Origin of the sequence: Orrella dioscoreae (genome assembly GCF_900089455.2) — a bacterium.
GTDB lineage: Bacteria > Pseudomonadota > Gammaproteobacteria > Burkholderiales > Burkholderiaceae_B > Orrella > Orrella dioscoreae.
In genome coordinates this window covers 1,892,152-1,914,279 of sequence record NZ_LT907988.1, presented here as the reverse complement: position 1 = coordinate 1,914,279, position 22,128 = coordinate 1,892,152, and the positions used below count along the sequence as shown (strand labels likewise).

22 protein-coding genes are annotated in these 22,128 nt (G+C 68.2%); 14 read left to right on the top strand and 8 right to left on the bottom strand.

The genetic code is table 11. The annotated features are described in order from the left end of the window. Positions 1-52 precede the first annotated feature (52 nt). Positions 53-1,420: an exodeoxyribonuclease VII large subunit gene (gene xseA, locus ODI_RS08935; RefSeq protein WP_067752824.1), complete on the bottom strand. Its 1,368-nt coding sequence runs from the start codon at positions 1,418-1,420 to the stop codon at positions 53-55. Positions 1,421-1,757: 337 nt separating this feature from the next. Between xseA and ODI_RS08930 the strand changes: the two genes are divergently transcribed. The 10 genes from ODI_RS08930 (at position 1,758) to ODI_RS08885 (ending at position 9,930) form a co-directional block, all read left to right on the top strand. After that, on the top strand, positions 1,758-2,399 hold the full coding sequence (locus tag ODI_RS08930) for a MotA/TolQ/ExbB proton channel family protein (protein WP_408635941.1): 642 nt from the start codon (positions 1,758-1,760) through the stop codon (positions 2,397-2,399). Continuing rightward, complete coding sequence (locus tag ODI_RS08925) at positions 2,396-2,812, top strand: ExbD/TolR family protein (protein WP_067752818.1); 417 nt, start codon at positions 2,396-2,398, stop codon at positions 2,810-2,812. Before ODI_RS08930 ends, ODI_RS08925 begins: the two co-directional genes overlap by 4 nt. Further along, entirely contained in the window at positions 2,809-3,912 is a 1,104-nt protein-coding gene (lpxK, locus tag ODI_RS08920; protein WP_098020879.1) for a tetraacyldisaccharide 4'-kinase, read from the top strand. The genes ODI_RS08925 and lpxK overlap by 4 nt, the downstream gene beginning before the upstream one ends. A gap of 9 nt (positions 3,913-3,921) precedes the next feature. Continuing rightward, positions 3,922-4,119, top strand: a complete 198-nt coding sequence (locus ODI_RS08915) for a Trm112 family protein (RefSeq protein ID WP_067753407.1) — start codon at positions 3,922-3,924, stop codon at positions 4,117-4,119. Positions 4,120-4,122: 3 nt separating this feature from the next. Next, entirely contained in the window at positions 4,123-4,887 is a 765-nt protein-coding gene (gene kdsB / locus ODI_RS08910; protein WP_067753404.1) for a 3-deoxy-manno-octulosonate cytidylyltransferase, read from the top strand. A 127-nt stretch (positions 4,888-5,014) separates the two neighbouring features. After that, complete coding sequence (gene adk / locus ODI_RS08905; protein ID WP_067753401.1) at positions 5,015-5,671, top strand: adenylate kinase; 657 nt, start codon at positions 5,015-5,017, stop codon at positions 5,669-5,671. Positions 5,672-5,845: 174 nt separating this feature from the next. Beyond that, positions 5,846-6,604, top strand: a complete 759-nt coding sequence (locus ODI_RS08900; RefSeq protein WP_067753398.1) for a 3-hydroxyacyl-CoA dehydrogenase — start codon at positions 5,846-5,848, stop codon at positions 6,602-6,604. A 36-nt stretch (positions 6,605-6,640) separates the two neighbouring features. Then, on the top strand, positions 6,641-8,236 hold the full coding sequence (gene murJ / locus ODI_RS08895; protein WP_067753395.1) for a murein biosynthesis integral membrane protein MurJ: 1,596 nt from the start codon (positions 6,641-6,643) through the stop codon (positions 8,234-8,236). A gap of 264 nt (positions 8,237-8,500) precedes the next feature. Beyond that, on the top strand, positions 8,501-8,764 hold the full coding sequence (gene rpsT, locus ODI_RS08890) for a 30S ribosomal protein S20 (protein WP_067753392.1): 264 nt from the start codon (positions 8,501-8,503) through the stop codon (positions 8,762-8,764). A gap of 212 nt (positions 8,765-8,976) precedes the next feature. Beyond that, complete coding sequence (locus tag ODI_RS08885; RefSeq protein ID WP_067753389.1) at positions 8,977-9,930, top strand: 2-hydroxyacid dehydrogenase; 954 nt, start codon at positions 8,977-8,979, stop codon at positions 9,928-9,930. A gap of 177 nt (positions 9,931-10,107) precedes the next feature. Here ODI_RS08885 and ODI_RS08880 read toward each other — a convergent pair whose 3' ends face one another. The 3 genes from ODI_RS08880 to ODI_RS08870 all read right to left on the bottom strand — a co-directional run bounded on the left by ODI_RS08880 (position 10,108) and on the right by ODI_RS08870 (position 12,209). After that, positions 10,108-10,707, bottom strand: coding sequence for a TetR/AcrR family transcriptional regulator (locus ODI_RS08880; RefSeq protein WP_067753387.1), 600 nt, complete (start codon positions 10,705-10,707; stop codon positions 10,108-10,110). After that, positions 10,708-11,664, bottom strand: a complete 957-nt coding sequence (locus ODI_RS08875; protein WP_067753384.1) for an SDR family NAD(P)-dependent oxidoreductase — start codon at positions 11,662-11,664, stop codon at positions 10,708-10,710. Between the two features lie 254 nt (positions 11,665-11,918). Next, on the bottom strand, positions 11,919-12,209 hold the full coding sequence (locus ODI_RS08870) for a DUF3579 domain-containing protein (RefSeq protein ID WP_067753381.1): 291 nt from the start codon (positions 12,207-12,209) through the stop codon (positions 11,919-11,921). 146 nt (positions 12,210-12,355) lie between these two features. Between ODI_RS08870 and ODI_RS08865 the strand changes: the two genes are divergently transcribed. The 3 genes from ODI_RS08865 to argG all read left to right on the top strand — a co-directional run bounded on the left by ODI_RS08865 (position 12,356) and on the right by argG (position 16,154). Next, positions 12,356-13,537, top strand: a complete 1,182-nt coding sequence (locus ODI_RS08865) for an aspartate aminotransferase family protein (protein WP_067753378.1) — start codon at positions 12,356-12,358, stop codon at positions 13,535-13,537. Positions 13,538-13,598: 61 nt separating this feature from the next. Then, positions 13,599-14,540 carry an ornithine carbamoyltransferase gene (gene argF / locus ODI_RS08860; RefSeq protein ID WP_067753374.1) on the top strand — a complete coding sequence of 314 codons (942 nt, stop codon included), beginning with the start codon at positions 13,599-13,601 and terminating at the stop codon, positions 14,538-14,540. 273 nt (positions 14,541-14,813) lie between these two features. Beyond that, the gene (gene argG / locus ODI_RS08855; RefSeq protein WP_067753371.1) at positions 14,814-16,154 is read left to right on the top strand and encodes an argininosuccinate synthase; all 1,341 of its coding nucleotides are present in this window, start codon (positions 14,814-14,816) and stop codon (positions 16,152-16,154) included. A gap of 94 nt (positions 16,155-16,248) precedes the next feature. Here the strand turns inward: argG and ODI_RS08850 are convergent, their stop codons facing one another. After that, positions 16,249-17,400 carry an MFS transporter gene (locus ODI_RS08850; RefSeq protein WP_067753368.1) on the bottom strand — a complete coding sequence of 384 codons (1,152 nt, stop codon included), beginning with the start codon at positions 17,398-17,400 and terminating at the stop codon, positions 16,249-16,251. A 157-nt stretch (positions 17,401-17,557) separates the two neighbouring features. Here ODI_RS08850 and ODI_RS08845 point away from each other — a divergent pair, with 157 nt between their 5' ends. Beyond that, positions 17,558-18,349, top strand: coding sequence for a helix-turn-helix transcriptional regulator (locus tag ODI_RS08845; RefSeq protein WP_067753365.1), 792 nt, complete (start codon positions 17,558-17,560; stop codon positions 18,347-18,349). A 12-nt stretch (positions 18,350-18,361) separates the two neighbouring features. Here the strand turns inward: ODI_RS08845 and ODI_RS08840 are convergent, their stop codons facing one another. From ODI_RS08840 to ODI_RS08830, 3 genes are read right to left on the bottom strand one after another with little or no spacing between them, the layout of a single operon-like run. After that, positions 18,362-20,242 carry a potassium transporter Kup gene (locus tag ODI_RS08840; RefSeq protein WP_067753362.1) on the bottom strand — a complete coding sequence of 627 codons (1,881 nt, stop codon included), beginning with the start codon at positions 20,240-20,242 and terminating at the stop codon, positions 18,362-18,364. Beyond that, positions 20,239-21,384, bottom strand: a complete 1,146-nt coding sequence (locus ODI_RS08835; RefSeq protein WP_082985290.1) for a sensor histidine kinase — start codon at positions 21,382-21,384, stop codon at positions 20,239-20,241. Before ODI_RS08835 ends, ODI_RS08840 begins: the two co-directional genes overlap by 4 nt. Before the next feature lie 32 nt (positions 21,385-21,416). Then, positions 21,417-22,097, bottom strand: a complete 681-nt coding sequence (locus tag ODI_RS08830) for a response regulator transcription factor (protein ID WP_067753359.1) — start codon at positions 22,095-22,097, stop codon at positions 21,417-21,419. Positions 22,098-22,128 lie beyond the last annotated feature (31 nt).

Sequence of the window (22,128 nt, the reverse complement as noted above, 5' to 3'; positions counted from 1 at the left end):
CCTGCAAGCCCCCGCCTGTCTCTCGGCGCACACCGCTGCGCGCCGCGCCTGTTCACGCCGCGCCGTCTTCCGGTGTGACGTCCCGCACGTCGACCTGCGCCTCGCCCCGAGCGAAACGCAGCGATAGCCGCGCGCCGCGCGCGAGCGTCCCGGCATCGCGCACGATCCGCCCATCCGTGTCTCTTGCGATCGCGTAGCCGCGCGCCAGCGTCTGCTGGGGATCCAGGGCCCGCAACTGCCCCGACAAGGCCTGCAGGGCGGCCTGGCGGGCCGGCGTGAGCCGCCTGCCGGCCTGGGCCAGGGCTGCCTGCACCCGCGCCAGGCGTTCCGCCGCGCGCCGCACGTCCGGGCGACGGTGCGCCAGCCGGGTATGCAATACCTCCAGGCGCGCTTCGCGGCGGGCCAGCGGCCGGCGCGCTGCCACGCCCAGGCGATGGCGCAGGGCATCCAGCCGATCCCGCTGATGCGACAGGCGCTGGCCGGGCGACGTCAGTTGCGCGGCGGCCCGGTCCAGGCGCTGCGCCGCGCGCTCCAGGCGGCGCTGCTGCGTGCGGGCCAGGGCGCGATTGGCCTGCGCGACCCGTGCCAGCCACTCGCCGCGCGGCGTGGCGGCCAGCTCGGCCGCCGCGGTGGGCGTGGGCGCGCGCAGATCGGCGACGAAATCGGCAATGGTGAAATCGGTTTCGTGCCCCACCCCGCTGATGACGGGGATGGCGCTGTCCAGGATGGCGTAGGCCAGCGCTTCGTCGTTGAAGCTCCAGAGATCCTCGATGCTGCCGCCGCCTCGCACCAGCAGCAGCGTGTCGACCTCGGCGCGCGCGGTCGCCGCGCGCACCGCGGCCGCCAACCTGGCGGCCGCGTCGGCGCCCTGCACGGGCGCCGGATAGATCACCACCGGGATATGCGGGGCGCGGCGGGCCAGCGCCGACAGGACATCGCGCAAGGCGGCCGCCTGCAGCGAGGTCACGACGCCGATGGCGCGCGGCAAGGCCACGGGCTCGCGCTTGCGCTCGGGGTCGAAGAGCCCCTGGGCAGCCAGCTTCTCCTTCAGCCGCAGAAAGGCCTCGTAGAGACCGCCCTGGCCCGCCGGCCGCATGGCGTCCACCTGCAGCTGGTAGTCGCCGCGAGGTTCGTAAAGCGACACCCTGGCCCGGATCTCGACCTTGTCGCCCGCCCGGGGGGAAAAGGAGACCGCCTGGGCGCGTCCGCGGAACATGACCGCGCGGACGGCGGCCTGGGGGTCCTTCAGGGTGAAATACCAGTGGCCTGATGCCGCCTGGGTGAAATTGGAAATTTCGCCCGACACCCAGACTGCCGGAATGCTGCGATCCAGCAACTGCCCCACCGCTTGGTTCAACTGGGCAACCGTCAGGACAGACCGCGCCAAATCGTCATTTGTGACCGAAAGTCGTGTTGTCATAAGGCTGAGCGCAGAGGGAGCTGTCCACAGGCCGGCGGAGCGGGGAACGGATGATACAACAGCCACCGATTTGGCCCAACCCTGCCAGATGCCTTCAAAGAAACCATGCAAGCCATTGATTTATAAGAAAACATGGAAAAACGGGCAGTGCGTGCCCTGAGCGCGTACCGGCGCGCAAGCCCTATCCACGCGTACTCCGGCCGACTTGCACACAGAATTATCCACAGAATCTGTGGATAGTTTCGGCGTGGATCAAACGCCGGGGGCAACCTCCCGTAACAGGGGCTTGCCGCCCCGCGCCGATGCACTATCATTGCCAACCTGTCGCCTGACCGGCATGCCGCCGGATCGCCCAGGAGCTACCGTCTTGCTTTCCATCCTCCACGATGCCGGCTGGCCCGTCATCCCCCTGCTGTTCGCCTCGGTACTGGGCCTGGCGCTCATCATCGAACGCCTGCTGGCCCTGCGGCGCGCCCGCGTGCTGCCGCGCGGCCTGACCGAACAGGTGCTGGACATGCTGCGCCGCCGCCAGGACACGCCGGAAGCCCTGTCGCGCCTGGCCACCAACTCCCCGCTGGGCCGGGTGCTGGCCGAGGTCGTGCGCAACCGCCACCTGCCGCGCGCCGAACAGCGCCTGGCGGTCGAGGATGCCGGCCGCGCCGAGGCCCACAAGCTGGGCCGCTACCTGTCCGGCCTGGGAACGATCGCCGTGGTGGCGCCGCTGCTGGGCCTGTTCGGCACGGTCGTGGGCATGATCGAGATCTTCGGCGCCTACACCCCCGACGGCGGCGACCCCGCCCAGCTGGCGCGCGGCATCTCCGTCGCGCTGTACAACACCGGTTTCGGCATCCTGATCGCCATCCCGGCCATGATCTTCCACCGCCACCTGCGTGCCCGCGTCGAGGATTTCCTGCGCGACATGGAGACGGCCGCCGCCCGCCTGGCGCGGGTGCTGGCCCGCGACGAGGGCGTGTCGTGAATTTTGGCGGTCCGCGCGCCGGCCACGAAGAACTCGAGATCAACCTGATCCCGCTCATCGACGTCCTGCTGGTGGTCCTGATCTTCCTGGCGGCCACCACCTCGTTCATGCGCCAGAGCGCGCTGGAAGTCGCCCTGCCCCGCGCCCAGGCCGACGCTGCCTCGCCCCCCCAGGCCCTGGACATCGCCATCAGCCGCGATGGCCGCTATGCCCTGAACGGCGAGCTGCTGGAAGCCAGCGGCGCAGCCGCCATCGCCCAGGCACTGGCGCGCGCCGCCGCGGGCCAGGCCGATGCCGTCCTCGTCATCAATGCCGACGGGCAGGCCAGCCACCAGTCGGTCGTCGACGTGATGGAAGCCGCCCGTGAAGCCGGGATCGCGCGCGTGAACTTCGCCGCGCAGCGCGCACCATGACCATGGGCCGCGGCGCAACGCTGCTCCAGCGCCAATGGCAGACCGGCGGCTGGCTGTCCACCCTGCTGCGCCCGCTGTCCTGCCTGACGGGGCTGGCCATCCGGCTGCGCCGCCGGGCGCACGCGCAAGGCTGGCGCAAGACCTGGCGGGCCCCGGTGCCGGTCGTCGTGGTGGGCAACGTCTATGTCGGCGGCACGGGCAAGACCCCCGTCACCATCGCCGTGGTGCGCGCGTTGCGCGAGCGCGGCTGGCGCCCCGGCGTTATCAGCCGGGGCTATGGCGTGAAGATCGGCCCCGCCCCGCGCAGCGGTCGCGGCACGCTCTCGGCCGACGACTTCGGCGACGAACCCGCCCTCATCGCCCAGGAAACCCAGGTGCCGGTCGCCGTGCACCCGCAACGCCCGCTGGCCGGCAAGGCCCTGCTGGCCCGCTGGCCCGACGTCGACGTGATCGTCTGCGACGACGGCCTGCAACACCTGCCGCTGGGGCGCGACGTGGAAATCGCCGTGGACGACGAGCGCGGCGTGGGCAACGGCCTGCTGCTGCCGGCCGGCCCGCTGCGCGAACCGCCCGCACGCCTGGACACCGTGGACGCCATCGTCACCAATCGCAGCATGCACGCCACGTCCGACAGCGCGGCAGGCGCGGCCCTGGGCGTGCCCTACCGCAGCGACATGCGCCTGACGCCCTCGCGCTACGTCAACCTCGTCTCGGGCGAATCCCTGTCTGCGGCCGACTTCATGGCGCGCTATGGCGCCACGCCGCTGGCCGCCGCCGCCGGCATCGGCCAGCCCGAGCGGTTTTTCTCGATGCTGCGCCACGCAGGCCTGAACCTGGTGCAGACCCTGCCCCTGCCGGATCACTACGCCTATCACGGCTCGCCTTTCGATAGCCTTCAAGCCGAAGGCGTGCTGATCACCGCCAAGGACGCGGTCAAGTGCGCGGGCCTGGGCGACGAGCGGCTCTGGACCGTGCACGCCGACACCGCGTTCTCGCGCCCGGCCCTCTTCGACTGGCTCGACGTCCGCCTGCGCGCCGCCGCCGCCCAGCGACGGCAGCGGCACACCCAGCCCCCCCCCCCGCCCGGGAAAGTCGACTAGAATTCCTGGATGGAATCCCGTCTGCTCGACCTGCTTGTCTGCCCCGCCTGCAAGGGCCGCCTCCACTACGACCGCGCGCACTCGGAACTCGTGTGCCGCGGCGATCGCCTCGCCTATCCCGTGCGTGACGGCGTGCCGATCCTCCTGGAAAGCGAAGCCCGCCGCCTGGAGCCCCAGGCCGAGCGCCCGCCCGCCCAGCCTGCCTGAACCGTGGGCTTCATTGCGCTGATCCCTGCCCGTGCGGCCTCCACCCGGCTGCCCGACAAGCCCCTGGCCGACATCGGCGGCAAGCCGATGGTGGTGCGCGTGGCTGAAAGGGCCCAGGCCTGCGGCGCCAGCCGGGTGCTGGTCGCCACCGACACGCCGCGCATCGCGCAAGCGGTCCGGGCGCACGGCCATGAGGCCCTGCTCACCCGCGCGGACCACCCCACCGGCACCGACCGTCTTGCCGAGGCCGCCGAGCAACTGGGCCTGGACGATGCGCAGATCATCGTCAATGTCCAAGGCGACGAACCCCTCATCGAGCCTGCGCTGATCGACGCCGTCGCGGACCTGCTGGCCCAGCGGCCCGACGCGGCCATCGCCACCTGCGCCTGCCCGCTGGCCGATGCGCAGGCGCTTTTCACGCCCAGCATCGTCAAGGTGGTGTGCGGCGCAGACGGCCGGGCCCTGTATTTCTCGCGCGCGCCCATCCCCTGGGCCCGCGACGCGTTGTCTGACGGCGCGCAAAGGCTGGCCCCCGGACTGCCCGCCTGGCACCACATCGGCCTGTATGCTTATCGCGTCGGCTTCCTGCGCCGCTACCCTTCCCTGCCGCAAGGCGAGCTGGAGCGTTTCGAGTCGCTGGAGCAGCTGCGTGCGCTGGAGCACGGTCATACCATCGTCGTACACAAGACGCCGACGCCGCCTGCGGCGGGCGTGGATACGCCCGAAGACCTGGCGCGCGTGCGTGCCGTCTTCGCAAATAAGGTATAAGAAAGGCTCGCCGCCATTTTCGCCCCACGGGCTCCGGCCTTTTATAACCAGAATGGCGAAACTTAGCGGCGTAAATCCTGCATAATCGCCCCGATTTCACAAAAACAGCGTTCTTACTGGAGCACTCATGCGTCTCATCCTGCTCGGGCCGCCCGGCGCCGGCAAAGGCACCCAGGCGGCCTTTGTCACTCAGCAATACGGCATTCCCCAGATTTCCACGGGCGACATGCTGCGCGCCGCCGTCAAGGCAGGCACGCCGCTGGGCCTCGAAGCCAAGAAAATCATGGATGCTGGCGGCCTCGTGTCGGATGACCTCATCATCGGCCTGGTGCGTGATCGCCTGAACCAGCCCGACTGCCAGCCCGGTTATCTGTTCGACGGCTTCCCCCGCACCATCCCCCAGGCAGATGCGCTGAAGGATGCGAACATCGGCCTGGACTTCGTGGTCGAGATCGAAGTGCCCGAGAGCGACATCATCGAACGCATGAGCGGGCGCCGCGTGCATCCGGCCAGCGGCCGTTCGTACCACACGCGCTTCAACCCGCCCAAGGTCGAAGGCAAGGACGACGTGACCGGCGAAGCGCTGGTGCAACGTGACGACGACCGCGAGGAAACCGTGCGCCACCGCCTGTCGGTCTACCGCGACCAGACGCGTCCCCTGGTGGACTATTACGCCAGCTGGGCCGCCAAGGACCCCGCCGCCGCGCCGCGCTACCGCAAGATCTCCGGTGTCGGCAGCGTCGAGGAAATCAAGTCGCGCCTGTTCGCCGCCCTGAAAGACTAAGTTCCCATCGTGCCCACGCCTGGCGGCGCGCCCCGGTGCGCCGCCGGCAATCCCCCCTCCCGCCCGCCAGGGCAAGAGGCGTCACGCGCCGCGCGGCGCAGGATCGGCCAGGCGCCTGTCCATCGGGGTCCATCCCCTGCCGCGCGTGCGCGCCACGCCAGCCAGGAAACAGACATGGACATCACCAACAAGGTTTTCATCGTGACCGGCGCGGCCTCTGGCCTGGGCGCGGGCACCGTGCGCATGCTGGTCGAACAGGGCGCGCGCGTCGTGCTGGCCGACCTGCAGGACGCGGCTGGCGAGGCGCTGGCCGCCGAACTCGGCCAACGATACGTGCATTGCGACGTGACGAAAGAAACGGATGCCCAGGCCGTGGTGGCAGCCGCCACCGCCCTGGGCCCGCTGTTCGGCCTGGTCAACTGCGCGGGCGTCGCCCCCGCCGCCAAGACCGTCGGCAAGGACGGCGCCCACCCGCTGGAACTCTTCCAGCGCACGGTGGGCATCAACCTCATCGGCACCTTCAACATGCTGCGCCTGGCCGCCACCGCCATGGCCGGCAATACGCCCGAGCCCACCGGCGAACGCGGCGTCATCATCAACACCGCCTCGGTCGCGGCCTATGACGGCCAGATCGGCCAGGCAGCCTATGCCGCCTCCAAGGCCGGCGTGGTCGGCATGACGCTGCCCATCGCCCGCGATCTGGCCCGCAACGGCATCCGCTGCGTGACCATCGCCCCGGGCATCTTCGGCACCCCCATGATCTTCGGCATGCCGCAGGAAGTGCAGGACTCGCTGGCCGCCAGCATTCCCTTCCCGTCCCGCCTGGGCCGCCCGGAAGACTACGCCAAGCTGGTGCGCCACATCGTCGAGAACGACATGATCAACGGTGAAACCATCCGCCTGGATGGCGCCATCCGCATGCCGCCGAAGTAACATTGCGCCTTCGAGTCAGCCCTAGAAGTCCGTGCAATGAGTCTGCTCCGCTCGGCGGCCACCGTCAGCAGCTTTACCCTGCTGTCGCGCATCACCGGCCTGGTCCGTGACGTCATCATCGCCCGCGCCTTTGGCGCGGGGCCGCTGACCGACGCCTTCTGGGTCGCCTTCCGCATCCCCAACCTGTTGCGCCGCCTCTTTGCCGAAGGCGCCTTCGCCCAGGCCTTCGTTCCCATCCTGGGATCGGCCCGGGCCGAACACGACGAAGCCGCCGTGCGCGTGCTGCTGGACCGGGTCGCGCGCGTGCTGACCTTCGTGCTGATGACCATTACCGTCATCGGCATGCTGGCCGCGCCGTGGGTGGTCAGCATCATGGCAACCGGCCTGCGCGACGCCTCGCGCGCGCAGGACTTCGACGCCGCGGTCTGGATGACCCGCACGATGTTCCCCTACATCGTCTGCATGTCGCTGGTCGCCTTTGCATCGGGCGTGCTGAACACCTGGCGCAAGTTCGCCGTGCCGGCGTTCACGCCGGTGCTGCTCAATGTGGCGATGATCGCCAGCGCCATCTGGCTGGCGCCCCGCATGGCGCAGCCGGTCCATGCCCTCGCCGTCGGCGTGCTGGCGGGCGGCGTGGCGCAGTTGGCCGTCCAATGGATTGCACTCAAGCGCCTGGGCCTTGCACCGCGACCCTCGCTCAAGCTGCGCGAAGCCTGGCGCGACCCCACCGTGCAGCGCATCGTGAAGCAGATGGCCCCCGCCACGCTGGGCGTCTCGGTGGCACAGATCTCCCTGCTCATCAACACCAACATCGCCACCTGGCTGGCGCCCGGCAGCGTCTCCTGGCTGTCCTTCGCGGACCGCCTGATGGAATTCCCCACCGCGCTGCTGGGCGTGGCGCTGGGCACGGTGCTGCTGCCCAGCCTGTCGCAGGCCCACGCCAAGGGGGCCACGCAAGACTACAGCGCCCTGCTCGACTGGGGCCTGCGGCTGGTGCTGCTGCTCGGCCTGCCGGCGGCCATGGGCCTGGCCCTGCTCGCCGACGGCCTGGTGGCCACGCTGTTCCACTATGGCCGCTTCGAGGCGGCCGACGTCATGCAGACGCGCGCGGCCGTCATGGCGTATTCGGTGGGGCTCGTCGGCATGCTGGCGGTGAAGATCCTGGCGCCGGGCTTCTATGCCCGCCAGGACATCCGCACGCCCGTGCGCATCGCCATCGCCGTGCTGATCTTCACCCAATTGCTCAACCTGGTGCTGGTGCCCGCGCTGCAACACGCAGGCCTGGCGCTGGCCATCGGCCTGGGCGCCTGCCTGAATGCCGGCGTGCTGCTGCGCGGCCTGCTCACGCGCGGCATCTACACCCCGCGCCCGGGCTGGGGCGGCTTCGCGCTGCGGCTGCTGCCCGCGCTGTTTGCCATGGCCGCCGCGCTGTACGCGGCCGACCAGAGGATAGACTGGATCGCCCTGCAGGCCACCCCGCTGCTGCGGATCCTCTACCTGGGCGGCGTCACCGGCGGCGCGGCCGTGCTGTATTTCGGGGTGCTCATGGCGCTGGGCATCCGGCCCGCCGATTTCCGCCGCCGGCCACGCACGGAAACGGCCGATGCCCCGCCTCCCGGCGAAGCGCCCTGATCCGATTTACCCAGGAAAAATACCGTGCCAGGCATTTTTACGACGCCCTTCCCTGCAAAGGGCTTGCTCTCACAGCTGGAGTTGCTATAATTTAATGCTTTGCTAGGCCCGTCGAGGTCGCCGCACGGACATCAATGTCCCCGGAAGGTCCACGACGCAGAGATCCCGTCGCGACTTCCCGCTGGTTGAACATACCAGCCTCCAGCCCCGACTCGACCCACAGGGCATAGCGCCAACAGACACCAGACAGACTCCAAGACACACATGGCCAATACCGCCCAAGCCCGCAAGCGCGCACGTCAATCGGTTGTGCGCAACCAGCACAACTCCAGCCTGCGCTCGATGCTGCGCACGGCCATCAAGCGTGTGCGCAGCGCCATCGTCGCCGGCGACAAGTCGTCCGCCGCCGAAACGCTGCAGAAGGCCACGAGCGTCATCGACCGCGTGGCCGACAAGAACATCATCCACAAGAACAAGGCCGCTCGCCACAAGAGCCGCCTGGCTGCCGCCGTCAAGGCAATGGCCTGAGCTGGCACATCAGGTCGAAAGACTGGTGTGGCTGCCTCCGGGCAGCATGAAGTGAAAAAGGGGCTTCCAGCCCCTTTTTTCATTGGCCTTTCCCTCATGCGCCGAAGACATCCTCGGCACCGCATGACACCAGGGGTGAAGTTAAGGGTTAAAGTGAGCGGCTTGCTTGTCAGCAAGTTGTCCTTCCCTTCCACCCCCAGCATGAGAGTCCAATGACGACCAAACCGCGCGTTCTCCAGATCGGCCCGCTGGCCGGCTCCCCCTCCGCCCAGGAACGGCTGCAGGCCAGCTACACGCCCCTCGAACTGTGGAAGCAGGAAGACAAGGCAGCCTTCATCGCGCGTGAAGCCCAGGACGTGCGCGTCGTCGTCACCACGGCCAGCTTCGGCTGCCCGGCCGACGTCATCAACGCCCTGCCCAAGCTGGAAGCCATCTGCAGCTGGGGCGTGGGCTATGACAGCATCGACGTCGAGGCTGCCCACGCCCGCAAGGTGCTGGTCAGCAACACACCGGACGTCCTGACCGATTGCGTCGCGGACCTGGCCTGGGGCCTGATGCTGGGCGTGTCCCGCCGCATCGCCCAGGGCGACCGCTATGTGCGTGAGGGTTCCTGGGGCCAGGTGCACGGCGCCTTCCCGCTGGGCGTGCGCGTCAGCGGCAAGAAGCTGGGCATCGTCGGCCTGGGCCGCATCGGCGAGGCGATTGCCCGCCGCGGCACCGGCTTCGACATGGACGTGCGCTATCACAGCCGCCGCCAGCGCAACGACACCGACTATGGCTACGAGGCCTCGCTGGAATCGCTGGCCGCCTGGGCCGACTACCTGGTCATCGCCACGGTGGGCGGCCCCAGCACGCGCCACCTGATCAACGCACCCGTGCTCGACGCGCTGGGTCCCCAGGGCATTATCGTCAACATCGCGCGCGGCTCGGTCATCGACGAGGCTGCGATGGTCGAGGCGCTGTCGTCCGGCAAGCTGGGCGGCGCAGGCCTGGACGTGTTCGAGCATGAACCCAAGGTGCCCGATGCGCTGAAAAAGATGGACAGCGTGGTGCTGCTGCCGCACGTGGGCAGCGCCACGCTGGAGACGCGCGAAGCCATGGCAGGCATGCTGTTCGACAACCTGGCCAGCTTCTTCGCCGACGGCAAGGTCATCACGCCGGTCTGAACACGCGGCCAGCGCAAGGACGACACGGGGCAGCCGCCAGGGCTGCCCCGTGTGCGTTCAGGCCAAACACCGTAACGGTATTCGGCCAGCCGCATTTCCATCGGTCCCAGGTAGCAGCGCACGGCACGACACACCCATCGGAGCGCAAGTATTCGCGATTTCAGCCGTGACACCGCACTAACTGCCTTCCAATTGCCCTTGGCCCTTTTTTGCGCTTTGCCGCATGAGATTCAGGAGCAACGATATGCCTTGCGCACTGCCTGGAAGCCCATCCTGTTCGGTCACGCAACCGGCGATTTCAAGATCGATGAGGCCGTGAATCGTCGCGTAGATCAAATTGGCCAGCGCGCGTGTCGGCGTGGCCGGCAGCACCCCTGCCTTCTGGCCATCCTGCACAAGGCCGATGACTGCCTCGAACGCGGCCGTCCCGGCCGCTTCGAGCGCGCTCTCGGCCAGGACAATCTCAGGTTTGCTGAACATCAGGCGATAGCGAGATGGGTAGCGGCAGCCGTAATCAACAAACGTAGCCAAGCCGCGGCGCAGGCGCTCTGAAGCCGAGCCATCGCCGCTGCGCGCCGCCTCGACGCCAGCGGCCAACAGCGTGAGGTCACGCTCGACGACCCCTGCGAGCAGGTCATTGCGGTCCACGAAATGCCGATAGGGTGCGTTGTGCGAAACGCCCACCGCCTGGGCAACGGCCCGCAACGTCACGACGGACTCGCCGCCTGCATCCAGCAGGCGCGCGGCTTCGGTGAGCAGCCTCTCTCGTGTATTCAATCAAGTCTCCTGTACCGTGGATGGCAAACCCACCAGTGCCTCTGAATCGGTCCAGAGTTTGCGCGCAAGTGTACTGTCGTAGGACATCGCCGACGAGCGCTGTTCAACCCATTGGCCATTGCATGATTGAATGTACTTGGCCGAGGCGTCGGCGAACTCGGGATCGATGGCGAGCCTTGCCAATACCTCCCCGGAGAAGGTCAAGCTGCCCATGGTGACGCCCATCCGCTTGACAAGCCATTTTGCAAAACCGGTACGCGCCGCCCACTGCATCAATGGCGGTGCCGTGCGTGCAAGGTTGGTTTCGACGATCAGCCCCGGATCGAACGCGATGGACAGGATGGAGGAACCCCGGGCGCGCAAGCGGCGATCCAACTCGTAGGCGTACATGATCGTGCAGAGCTTGGAGGTGGAGTAACGCTGACCGGGCGACAGCGGCTTGCCTGCTTTGCCCTCATTGGCCAGCCTCATCGCATCCGGCAAGGCGGCCCTGCCCACCATCTTGCCATCCATCGTGGCGGGGTCATGCGTGCCGCTCGCGGTGAACACAATTCGACCCTCTGGCTGGATGTCATCAAGCAGGCGATTGACCAGCATGAAGTGCCCCAGGCAATTGGTCGCGAACGTCTTTTCATAGCCTTCCGGGCTGTATTGGATAGGCCCCATGAACTGCGCGCCCGCATTGAGCAGCAGGGCTTGCAAGGGGGCGATGGCACCATCGCGCACAAGCTCTTGTACAGCCTTTGCAGCCGCGGCCACGGACGCCAGTGAACACACATCCAAAGCCAGGGCCCTAACGGTGACCCCGTACGTTGCGCCAAGCTCCTGCGCTACCGCGCTCACCTCGGCGTTGCTCCGCCCGCCCAGAACGATGTCGACTCCCCCGCGCCGGGCAATGGCCGTCGTTGCGTGCAAGCCGAGGCCTTTGTGGCCTCCCGTGATCAAAACAGAGGGCATCAAGGTTCCTTTGTTGACAATGTCAACTCGACAATATGCCCGCATGTTGACGCTGTCAACTTATTTTGAGGTCCGAACCGCAGCCCCCGGTACAGGCGCCGCCTTTTTGCCTTGGGGGCCCGGCGACAAAAAAAGAGCCAGGCCTGTCACCAGGGCTGGCTGAGTCCGGAGAAAGCCCGGCCCTACTCGCTTTAAATTTAAACAAAATGGTCAAGCAAGCACGCGACGCCCGCGGACACCGGGGCGCCGGGGTGCTAGACCGTGCGTTCGCTGGTCTTGAGCCCGTTGTCGCGGGCGAAATCCATCACGAACTTCCAGGCCAGCGGCTCGAGGTCGCGCAAGCGCTGATCCACCACCACGCAGCGCTCGCCGTCGATGAGGACGGGAACGACATAGGGCGAATAGGTCAGGTGGTTGCCCGCCGCGCCGGGAGGCCGGAACGAAGCCATCACGCCCGCCAGCCGTTCCGCCCAGTCGCTGGGGCGAAAGCGGTGGCCGTCCTGCGTGACGCCGTGAAGAATGAATTGCCTGACGTTCTGTGTCATGAAATACCGTATCGGGGCTAGCCTTTTCCGCCTGGCGGTTCATATGGCCTGCGCCGCGGATTGTATATGATTGACCCTTTCGGCACCCCGTCGTTCGCCTGAAGCGCGCAACGATCCGCCACTCTTCTTTTCCGCAGGAGTCCCGCATGTCTTCGTCCCTGGCCAATATCTACGCCCGCCTGCCTGTCGCCCTGTCCCACGGCAAGGGCGTCTGGGTGTGGGATACCGAGGGCCGCAAGCTGCTCGACGGCCTGGCCGGCATCGGCGTGTCCTGCCTGGGCCACGCCCACCCCAAGCTCGTGGGCGCCATCACCGAGCAGGCCGCCAAGCTCATCCACACCTCGAACCTCTACGAGGTGCCCGAGCAGACCGCCCTGGGCGAGCGCATCGCCGCCATCGCCGGCATGCAGGAAGTGCTCTTCGCCAACAGCGGCGCCGAAGCCAACGAAGCGGCCATCAAGGCCGCCCGCTACTACGGCCACAAGCAAGGCAATGAATTCCCCCACATCATCGTGATGGAGTCGTCGTGGCACGGCCGCACGCTGGGCACGCTGGCCGCCACCGGCAGCGAGAAGGCGCGCAAGGGCTTCGGCCCCCTGCCCGAAGGCTTCATCCAGGTGCCGTACAACGACCTGGCCGCCGTCGCCGCCGCTGGCGACAAGGAACCGCGCGTCACCGCCGTGCTGCTGGAAGCCCTGCAGGGCGAAGGCGGCATCCGCCCGGCCGACGTGGCCTACCTGCAAGGCCTGCGCAAGCTGTGCGACGAGCGCGGCTGGCTGCTGATGCTCGACGAAGTGCAGGCCGGCATCGGCCGCACGGGCAAGTGGATGGCCTACCAATGGGCAGGCATCGTGCCGGACGTCGTCACGCTGGCCAAGGGCCTGGGCGGCGGCGTGCCCATCGGCGCGGCTGCCTTCGCGGGCCGCGCCACCGGCGTCTTCGGTCCCGGCAACCACGGCACCACCTTCGGCGGCGGGCCACTGGTCAGCGCGGCAGCGCTGGCCACGCTGCAGGCCCTGGAAGAAGAAGGCCTGCTGGAGAATGCCGCCACCGTCGGCCAATACCTGCAGGACAGCCTGGCGCAGGCGCTTGCCGGCGTGCAGGGCGTGGCCGAGATCCGCGGCCGCGGCCTCATGATCGGCATCGAGCTCGACCGCCCCTGCGGCGTGCTGGTGCGCCGCGCGCTGGATGCGGGCCTGCTCATCAACGTCACGCGCGACAAGGTCGTGCGCCTGTTGCCGCCCCTCATCCTTTCCCGCGAAGAAGCCGACTACCTCGTCGGCCAGCTCGTGCCGCTGATCAAGCAATTCCTGGCCGAACAAGCCTGACCGAACCCGGTCCGCGGCAACCCGCCACGGACCCCGTAGCCCCAGCAAAACCGGATCCAAGATGACGAACGTTTCCCCCCAGAACGGCCCGCTGCGCCACTTCCTTCAATTCCGCGACCTCAGCCGCGGCGAGATCGACTACGTGCTGCGACGCGCTGGCGTCATCAAGGACAAGTTCAAGCGCTACGCGCCGCACCTGACCCTGCATGACCGCACGCTGGCCATGGTCTTCGAGAAGGCCAGCACCCGCACGCGCGTGTCGTTCGAGGCCGGCATGTACCAGCTGGGCGGCTCGGTCATCCACCTGACCACCAACGACTCGCAGCTAGGCCGCTCGGAGCCCATCGAGGACACCGCGCGCGTGGTCTCGCGCATGGTCGATCTCGTCATGATCCGCACCTTCGAGCAGACGCGCATCGAGCGCTTCGCCTCGCACTCGCGCGTGCCGGTCATCAACGGCCTGACCAACGAGTTCCATCCCTGCCAGATCCTGGCCGACATCTTCACGTTCATCGAGCACCGCGGCGCCATCCAGGGCAAGACCGTGGCCTGGATCGGCGACGCCAACAACATGTCCTACACCTGGGTGCAGGCCGCCGAGCTGCTGGGCTTCCGCCTGCACGTCTCGACGCCGCCGGGCTACGAGCTCGACGCCACGCGCGTGGGCGGCGTGTCGGAGGACGTGCTGCGCCAGTTCGCCGACCCGCGCGAGGCCTGCGCCGGCGCCCACCTGGTCACGACCGACGTCTGGACCAGCATGGGCTATGAGGACGAGAACGAGGAACGCCGCAAGGCCTTCGCCGACTGGTGCGTGGACGCCGAACTCATGCAGCTGGCCGCCCCCGACGCCCTCTTCATGCACTGCCTGCCCGCGCACCGCGGCGAGGAAGTGACGGGAGAAGTCATCGACGGCCCGCAAAGCGTGGTGTGGGACGAAGCCGAGAACCGCATGCACGTGCAGAAGTCGCTGATGGAGTTCCTGCTGCTGGGCCAGCAGGACTGAGTCTTTTCCTCGGCAGGCAAAACAAGGGGGCGCTTCGGTGAAGCGCCCCTGGCGGATGCCGGCGCCGCCGGGCAGCCAACTGCCAGGCCACGAATGTCATGGACGGGGGCTGCACGGCCTGCGCTGTTGCAGGCACGCCCCCTCCCTTGCCAGCCACCGAGGCAAACGCGCTAGAATGCAAGGTTGACCGGCCATTCACGGGCTTTCCCTCAACATTCGCGGCTGAACGCCCGGCACCCCGCCGACACGCAGGCCGCCAAGACCCCAGGAACAATGAGCACTATCCTCCCCCATCTTCCTTCCGGCCAAAAGGTCGGCATCGCCTTCTCGGGCGGCCTCGACACCAGCGCAGCGCTGCTGTGGATGCGCAAGAAGGGAGCGGTGCCGTACGCCTACACGGCGAACCTGGGCCAGCCCGACGAGCCCGACTACGAAGAAATCCCGCGACGCGCCAAGGAATACGGCGCGGAGAACGCCCGCCTGATCGACTGCCGCAAGCAGCTGGTGGCTGAAGGCATTGCGGCCCTGCAAAGCGGCGCCTTCCACATCTCGACGGCCGGCATCACCTACTTCAACACCACCCCCATCGGCCGTGCCGTCACCGGCACGATGCTGGTGGCCGCCATGAAGGAAGACGACGTCAACATCTGGGGCGACGGCAGCACCTTCAAGGGCAACGACATCGAGCGTTTCTACCGCTACGGCCTGCTGACCAACCCGGAACTGAAGATCTACAAGCCCTGGCTGGACCAGACCTTCATCGACGAGCTGGGCGGCCGCGCGGAAATGTCCGAGTACATGCGCGCTGCCGGCTTCGACTACAAGATGTCGAGCGAGAAAGCCTACTCCACCGACTCGAACATGCTGGGCGCCACGCATGAAGCCAAGGACCTGGAGTACCTGAGCTCCGGCATCCGCATCGTGCAGCCCATCATGGGCGTCGCGTTCTGGCGCGAAGACGTCGCCATCAAGGCTGAAACCGTCAGCGTGCGCTTCGAGGAAGGCCAGCCGGTCGCCCTGAACGGCGTCGAATACGCCGACCCGGTCGAACTGATGCTGGAAGCCAACCGCATCGGCGGGCGTCACGGCCTGGGCATGAGCGACCAGATCGAGAACCGTATCATCGAAGCCAAGAGCCGCGGCATCTACGAAGCCCCGGGCATGGCGCTGCTGTTCGCCGCCTACGAGCGCCTGGTCACCGGCATCCACAACGAAGACACCATCGAGCAGTACCGCGACCACGGCCGCAAGCTGGGCCGCCTGCTGTACCAGGGCCGCTGGTTCGACCCGCAAGCCATCATGCTGCGCGAAACGGCCCAGCGCTGGGTGGCCCGCGCCATCACCGGCGAGGTCACGCTGGAACTGCGCCGTGGCAACGACTACTCGATCCTGGACACCACCTCGCCCAACCTGACCTACCAGCCCGAGCGCCTGACCATGGAAAAGGGCGAATCGATGTTCTCGCCGCGCGACCGCATCGGCCAACTCACCCTGCGCAACCTCGACATCGTCGACACGCGCGACAAGCTGGTCACCTATGTAAAGGCGGGCCTGCTGGCCCCCACCTCCGGCTCGGCCCTGCCGCAGCTGAAGGACGGCAACGACAAGTCCTGATCGGTCCTGCGCCGACAGCACGGACCCCGCCGGTGGCATCCAGCCCGGCGGGGTTTTTCTTTGTCCTGCCCGATCTGCGCCGGCAAGGCGCCATTCAGCGCGCCAGGCCCCGCAGGCAGGCCGCCTGCAGCAAGGCCCCCAGCGCCGCCACGGCGGCGGCCCCGGTGGCAAGCGACCACGCCGGCCACTGCACCGCCAGCATGAGGCCCCCCCCCGCCGCGCCCAATGCACTACCGAGATACAGGGCTGACTCGTTCAAGGCCACCGCCACGTTGCCATCCCCCTGCCGCTCGCGGCATTGCACAAGCAGCTTGTTCTGCGGCACCTGCAATGCCCAGCCGACGGCGCCCCACACCGCGATCGGCAACAGCGCCCCCCAGGGGCTCACGCCCACGGCCAGCGGCAGCACGGACAGGGCCATGGCCAGCAAGACCATGATGCCGAGCGTCAGCCATGGCGCACGGACCCGGTCGGCCAGGAGTCCCACCAGGAAACTCCCCACGATGCCGCCCAGGCCCCACACCCACAGCGATGCCGTCAAGGACACTGAACCGCTGCCCTCCCCCGGCACCAGCAAGGCAGCCAGATAGGTATAGAGCCCCAGGCTTGCGATGGCGGCCAGCAGCGATACCGCCAGGATCGCCAGCACCTGCCTGTCGGCCAACAAGGCAAGCTTGCGCGACAGGGGCAAGGCGGCCGCAAGCGGCAGGGCCGGCAATCGCGCGGCCAGCCCCGCGCAGGCCAATGCGCCCAAGGCGGCGACCAGCCAGAAGGCCGCCTGCCATCCGAGCCACCCGGCCAGCAACAGGCTCAGCGGCACGCCCAGCACGGTGCCGCTGGCCATGCCGCCCATGATGATCGCAATGGCCTGCCCACGCCTGGCAGGCGGTGCGACCGCGGCCGCCGCACCGATGCCCAGCGCCAGATAGACGCCCGCCCCCACGCCAGCCGCCGCGCGCGCCAGCAGCAGCGCGGACAGGCTGCCCGCCAGGGCACTGGCGGCATTTGCCGCCACGAATATCGCCAGCGACACCAGCAACGCAGTGCGCTGGCCTCGCGGGGGCAATACCGCCACGGCCACGGGCGACCCCAGGCCATAGGCCAGCGTGAAGGCCGTGACGAGCTGCGCGGCCACGGCCAATGGCACGGCGAACGAGGACTGGATCAGGGGGATGAGCCCCGCGGTCATGTACGAGGCCATGCCCAGCGCGAAGGCGCCCAGGGCGACCAGGACGACCACCGCCATGGGCCCGGCCTGTGCGGCCGCGGGGGAGGGACAGCGGGAAATATCGGAATGCAGGGACATCGTGCTTGCTCTCGACCAGGAAAGCGCACATTCTGGAAGCCTTGCCATCCCATTACAATTTAGCCATTTATGCTATTGCTTAAAGCGACAGGCTCCCATGCGTAACCTCGCTCGCAACCGGGGCGAACTGGCCGCCTTTCTTCGCGCGCGCCGCGAGCGGCTTTCGCCCGCCGAAGCCGGGCTGCCCGCCTCGACCCGCCGCCGCACCCCCGGGCTGCGCCGCGAGGAAGTCGCGGCCCTGGCCGGGGTCGGGCTCACCTGGTACACCTGGCTGGAACAGGGACGCGAGATCGGCGTCTCCAGCGCCTTCCTGGACAACCTGGCGCGCGTCCTGAAGCTGGACGCAGCCGAGCGCCGGCATCTTTATCTGCTGGCCCATGAACGTCCCCCCGCTGAATCGGGCAAGACCTGGTGCGTGGTGCCACCGCCCATCCTGCGCCTGATGCATGACCTGGCGCCCCATGCGGCCTTCGTGCTGAACCTGCGCTGGGATGTGCTGGCCAGCAATGCCGCGGCCAATACCCTCTTCGGCTATGACCGCCACGCGCCCGCGCGGCGCAATCTGCTCTGGCTGCTGTATACGGACCCCGCCTTGCGCGAGACGCTGGTGGATTGGGACGCCGAGGCGCCGCGCATGCTGTCGAGTTTTCGCCGCGACTATGCGCGCGCCACGCAGGAGGCCGACATCCTGGCGCTGCTCGCCGAACTGGAAAAGGTATCGCCGGAATTCAAGCAGGGATGGCGCCAGCACGACGATGTGCATGCGCCCTGCGCCGGCGTGCGCCGCTTGCGGGTGGCCGGCAAGGCCGAACCCTTCGAACACAGCACGCTCACCATCGACGCAGACCGGCACTTGCGGCTGGTGGTCTACGCCCGCCAGGAAGCCTGACGGCTTCTGCCCCTACAGCTCCACCTGGATGCCCATCTCGACCACCCGGTTCGGCGGAATCCGGTAGAAACGCGTGCTGCGCGTGGCGTTGCGCGCCATGAAGGCATACAGCCGTGCCAGCCAGCGCGGCATGGCGCCGGCTTTCCTGCCCAGCACGATGGTCTCGCGCGACAGGAAATAGGACGTCCGCATGGGCGCCAGCGCGATCTCGGAATGGTGCTGCGCAATCGCTTCCAGCGCGCGCGGCACGTCGGGCTCTTCCATGAAACCGTAGTACACCACCGCCTGCCAGCTGGAGGCGCTGAGCTTGTCGACCTTCAGCCGTTCCTGCGGATCGGCATAGGGCACGTCCCGGATGCACACCGTCAGGAACAGCACGTGCTCATGCAGCACCTGGTTGTGCTTCAGGTTGTGCAGCAGCGCCGGCGGCGCGACCCCTTCGCGCATGCTCATGAAGACCGCCGTGCCGTCCACCCGGGCAGGCGGATAGTTTTCCAGCTGCACCATGAACGCCTGCACCGGCAGGCGGTCGCGGTGCTCGATCTCGGTCAGGATGGCGCGGCCGCGCCGCCAGGTCATCATCAACGTGAAGATCGCCAGGCCCACGGTCAGCGGCATCCAGCCGCCCTCGTGCATCTTGGCCGCATTGGCGCCGAACAGCAGCAGGTCCAGCACCAGCAGGAAACCCAGCACCGTCCACCACGCCACCCGGCGCCAGCCGCGCGTGCCGTGCGCCAGCACGGCGAAGGCCAGGATGGTGGTGACCAGCATCGTGCCCGTGACCGCGAAGCCATAGGCCGAGGCCAGCGCCTCGGAAGAACCGAACAGCAGCACCAGCGCAATGACGGCCACCAGCAGCAGGCGATTGACCTGTGGCAGGTAGACCTGGCCCTGCTCGCGCGCCGAGGTGTGCTGGATATCCATGCGCGGCCAGAAGCCCAGTTGCACGGCTTGCCGGGTCACGGAATAGGCGCCGGAGATGACGGCCTGCGACGCCACGATGGTGGCGATGGTCGCCAGCACCACCAGCGGCCATTGCGCCCAGCCCGGCGCCATCAGGTAGAAGGGGTTGCGGATGGCGCCGGGGTCCATCAGCAGCAGCGCGCCCTGGCCGAAATAGCACAAGGTAAGCGCGGGCAGCACCAGCACGAACCAGGCGCGCCGGATGGCCGGGCGGCCGAAGTGTCCCATGTCGGCATACAGGGCTTCGGCGCCCGTCAGCGCCAGCACCACGGCGCTCAGCAGGAGGAACCCCGTCCACGGATCACGCGCCACGAAACACAGCGCCCAGCGCGGATCCAGCGCCTGCAGCACCTGCGGATGCTCGGCGATCTGCGCGATGCCCAGCGCCGCCAGCGTCAGGAACCAGACGATCATCACCGGGCCGAAGAGCCTGCCCATGGCTGCGGTGCCATGCGACTGCACGGCGAAAAGCAGCGCCAGCACCGCCAGCGACAGGGGCACCACCCAATCATCCAGGGTGTGCGACACCACGCCGATGCCCTCCAGCGCGGACATCACCGAGATCGCCGGCGTGATCATGCTGTCGCCATAGAAAAGCGCTGCGCCGAAGATGCCCAGGCCCGTCAGCACCGCGCCCAGCCGCCCTCCTCTTCCCCGCAAGGCCAGCTCCAGCAGGGCCAGCGTGCCGCCTTCGCCACGGTTGTCGGCGCGCAGGATGAGCATCACGTATTTCAGCGACACCACGATCATCAGCATCCAGAACAGCAGCGACAGTACGCCCAGCACCGTGTCCGGCGAGAAGTCCTGCAAGAGCGTCATGCAGGCGCGCAAGGTATAGAGCGGGCTGGTGCCGATGTCGCCATACACCACGCCCAGCGCACCGATGACCAGGGCGGCCCGCGGCGTGGCGGCGTGGGCGGCCTGGCTCATGCGCTGCGTTCCTGCCGGGTGAGCTGGGCGCCGATGCGCGGGCCGGGGAAAACCACGCTCAGGCGCGTGCCGGGATACTCCGGCCGGCTGACGAGATTCCAGAACGCGCCGTGCGCGCCCGCGATCTCGCGCACGATCGCCAGCCCCAGGCCGGAACCGCCTGCCGCCGAGCGCGGCGAACGATAGAAGGCCTCGAAGACGCGCTCGCGTTCATCGGGCGGAATGCCCACGCCGTCATCCTCGACCGTCAGGGACGGCGGATTGGTGCCCACGTGCAGGCGGATGCGCGTCGCGCCTTCGGCATAACGCAAGGCATTGTCGATGAGGTTGCCCAGCAATTCGCCCAGCAGCAAGGCATCGGCATCGATCCAGGCAGGGGTGTCGGGCGCGATCAACTCCAGGTCGATATGCTGCGCGCGGGCACGGCCCAGCCAGGTGGCGCCGGTCTCGCGCACCCACTCGCACAGGTCCAGGCGCACGAAGCTGTCCTGCGGACGGATGCCGGGGTCGGCGCGTGCCAGCACCAGCAACTGCTGCCCCAGGCGGATCATGCGGTCGGTGACCGACTTGATGCGTTCGGCCCGGTCGCGCACGTCGTCCGACAGCGGGCGCGCCAGCATCAGCTCGGACTCCAGTTTCAAGCCGCTGAGCGGCGTGCGCAGCTGGTGCGCGGCATGTCCCACGAAGCGCCGCTGCGCGGCCAGGGCGGCCTCGAGCCGCGCCAGCAATTCGTTGGTGCGCGCCACCATGGGCTCCATTTCCAGCGGCAGGCCCACCACGTCCAGCGGCTGCAGGTCGTCGGCGGAACGCTGGCGGATCGCCTCGGATAGATGGTTGACGCCGCGCAGCCCCGAGCGCACGCCGGCCACGACGACCCAGGCGAACAGCAGCAGCAGCACCGTCTGTCCCAGCACCATGAGCCAGAAGATGTCCTCCAGCACCCAGTCGGAGATGTCGAGCTTGTGGGTGATGACCCAGATCGCCCCCAGGTCCAGCACCACCAGCAGCAGGATGGCCGGCAACAGCCGCACCACCAGGTGGCGGGCCAGCGAACCCGCGGGCAGGATGGGCTTGCGCGCGCCGTCCTCGGGATCAGCGGGACGGCGCGGCGCAGGAGAGGGGGGAAGGGAACGCGTGGGCATGGGCGTGGGCGTCCCGCGGCCGGAGCGTCAGCTCAGGTGGACGCGGCGGACTCGACGTCCAGCAGGTAGCCGAAGCCCCGCACGGTCTGGATGCCGGCGCCCGTGCCTTCCAGGCGCTTGCGCAGGCGGTAGACATAGACCTCGACGGCATTCTCGCTGAAGTCGGCATCCCAGGCCGACAGCGAATTGACGATCTGCCGCTTGGTGACGACCCGGCCGGCGCGGGCCATCAGCATTTCCAGCACGGACAGTTCGCGCACCGACAAGGCGATGCGTTCGCCGTTGACACGGACTTCACGGCCGACGGTGTCGAAGACCAGCGGGCCGATTTCCAGCAGCGGCTGGACCTGGCCGGTACGGCGGCGCGCCAGGGCGCGCACGCGCGCGGCCAGCTCGGGCAGGTCGAAAGGCTTGGTGACGTAATCGTCGGCGCCGGCATCCAGCCCAGCCACGCGATCCTCCAGCCCATCGCGGGCGGTCAGGATCAGCACGGGGATGCTGTTGCCCTCCCCTCGCAGGCGGCGCAGGATGTCCAGCCCGCTCATGGCGGGCAGGTTCAGGTCCAGGACCACCAGTTCATAGGATTCGCCTGCCAGGGCGCTGAGCGCGGGCTCGCCATCGGTCAGCCAGTCGACCGCATAGCCCTGGTCGGACAGGAATTCCTGCAGCGCATGGCCCAGGGTGGTGTCGTCTTCGATTACTAGTACACGCATGCCGCGATTCTAGCGCCATCCTTTGAGCGGC

Excerpts from the sequence above, each read along its gene's own strand:
- ODI_RS08870 (WP_067753381.1), bottom strand. The coding sequence starts at position 12,209 with ATGACACAGAACGTCAGGCAATTCATTCTTCACGGCGTCACGCAGGAC.
- ODI_RS08885 (WP_067753389.1), top strand. The coding sequence starts at position 8,977 with ATGACGACCAAACCGCGCGTTCTCCAGATCGGCCCGCTGGCCGGCTCC.
- ODI_RS08875 (WP_067753384.1), bottom strand. The coding sequence starts at position 11,664 with ATGCCCTCTGTTTTGATCACGGGAGGCCACAAAGGCCTCGGCTTGCAC.
- ODI_RS08865 (WP_067753378.1), top strand. The coding sequence starts at position 12,356 with ATGTCTTCGTCCCTGGCCAATATCTACGCCCGCCTGCCTGTCGCCCTG.
- ODI_RS08930 (WP_408635941.1), top strand. The coding sequence starts at position 1,758 with ATGCCGCCGGATCGCCCAGGAGCTACCGTCTTGCTTTCCATCCTCCAC.
- ODI_RS08845 (WP_067753365.1), top strand. The coding sequence starts at position 17,558 with ATGCGTAACCTCGCTCGCAACCGGGGCGAACTGGCCGCCTTTCTTCGC.
- argG (WP_067753371.1), top strand. The coding sequence starts at position 14,814 with ATGAGCACTATCCTCCCCCATCTTCCTTCCGGCCAAAAGGTCGGCATC.
- murJ (WP_067753395.1), top strand. The coding sequence starts at position 6,641 with ATGAGTCTGCTCCGCTCGGCGGCCACCGTCAGCAGCTTTACCCTGCTG.
- argF (WP_067753374.1), top strand. The coding sequence starts at position 13,599 with ATGACGAACGTTTCCCCCCAGAACGGCCCGCTGCGCCACTTCCTTCAA.
- adk (WP_067753401.1), top strand. The coding sequence starts at position 5,015 with ATGCGTCTCATCCTGCTCGGGCCGCCCGGCGCCGGCAAAGGCACCCAG.
- rpsT (WP_067753392.1), top strand. The coding sequence starts at position 8,501 with ATGGCCAATACCGCCCAAGCCCGCAAGCGCGCACGTCAATCGGTTGTG.
- xseA (WP_067752824.1), bottom strand. The coding sequence starts at position 1,420 with ATGACAACACGACTTTCGGTCACAAATGACGATTTGGCGCGGTCTGTC.
- lpxK (WP_098020879.1), top strand. The coding sequence starts at position 2,809 with ATGACCATGGGCCGCGGCGCAACGCTGCTCCAGCGCCAATGGCAGACC.
- ODI_RS08850 (WP_067753368.1), bottom strand. The coding sequence starts at position 17,400 with ATGGCGGTGGTCGTCCTGGTCGCCCTGGGCGCCTTCGCGCTGGGCATG.
- ODI_RS08900 (WP_067753398.1), top strand. The coding sequence starts at position 5,846 with ATGGACATCACCAACAAGGTTTTCATCGTGACCGGCGCGGCCTCTGGC.
- ODI_RS08915 (WP_067753407.1), top strand. The coding sequence starts at position 3,922 with ATGGAATCCCGTCTGCTCGACCTGCTTGTCTGCCCCGCCTGCAAGGGC.
- ODI_RS08835 (WP_082985290.1), bottom strand. The coding sequence starts at position 21,384 with ATGCCCACGCGTTCCCTTCCCCCCTCTCCTGCGCCGCGCCGTCCCGCT.
- ODI_RS08830 (WP_067753359.1), bottom strand. The coding sequence starts at position 22,097 with ATGCGTGTACTAGTAATCGAAGACGACACCACCCTGGGCCATGCGCTG.
- ODI_RS08840 (WP_067753362.1), bottom strand. The coding sequence starts at position 20,242 with ATGAGCCAGGCCGCCCACGCCGCCACGCCGCGGGCCGCCCTGGTCATC.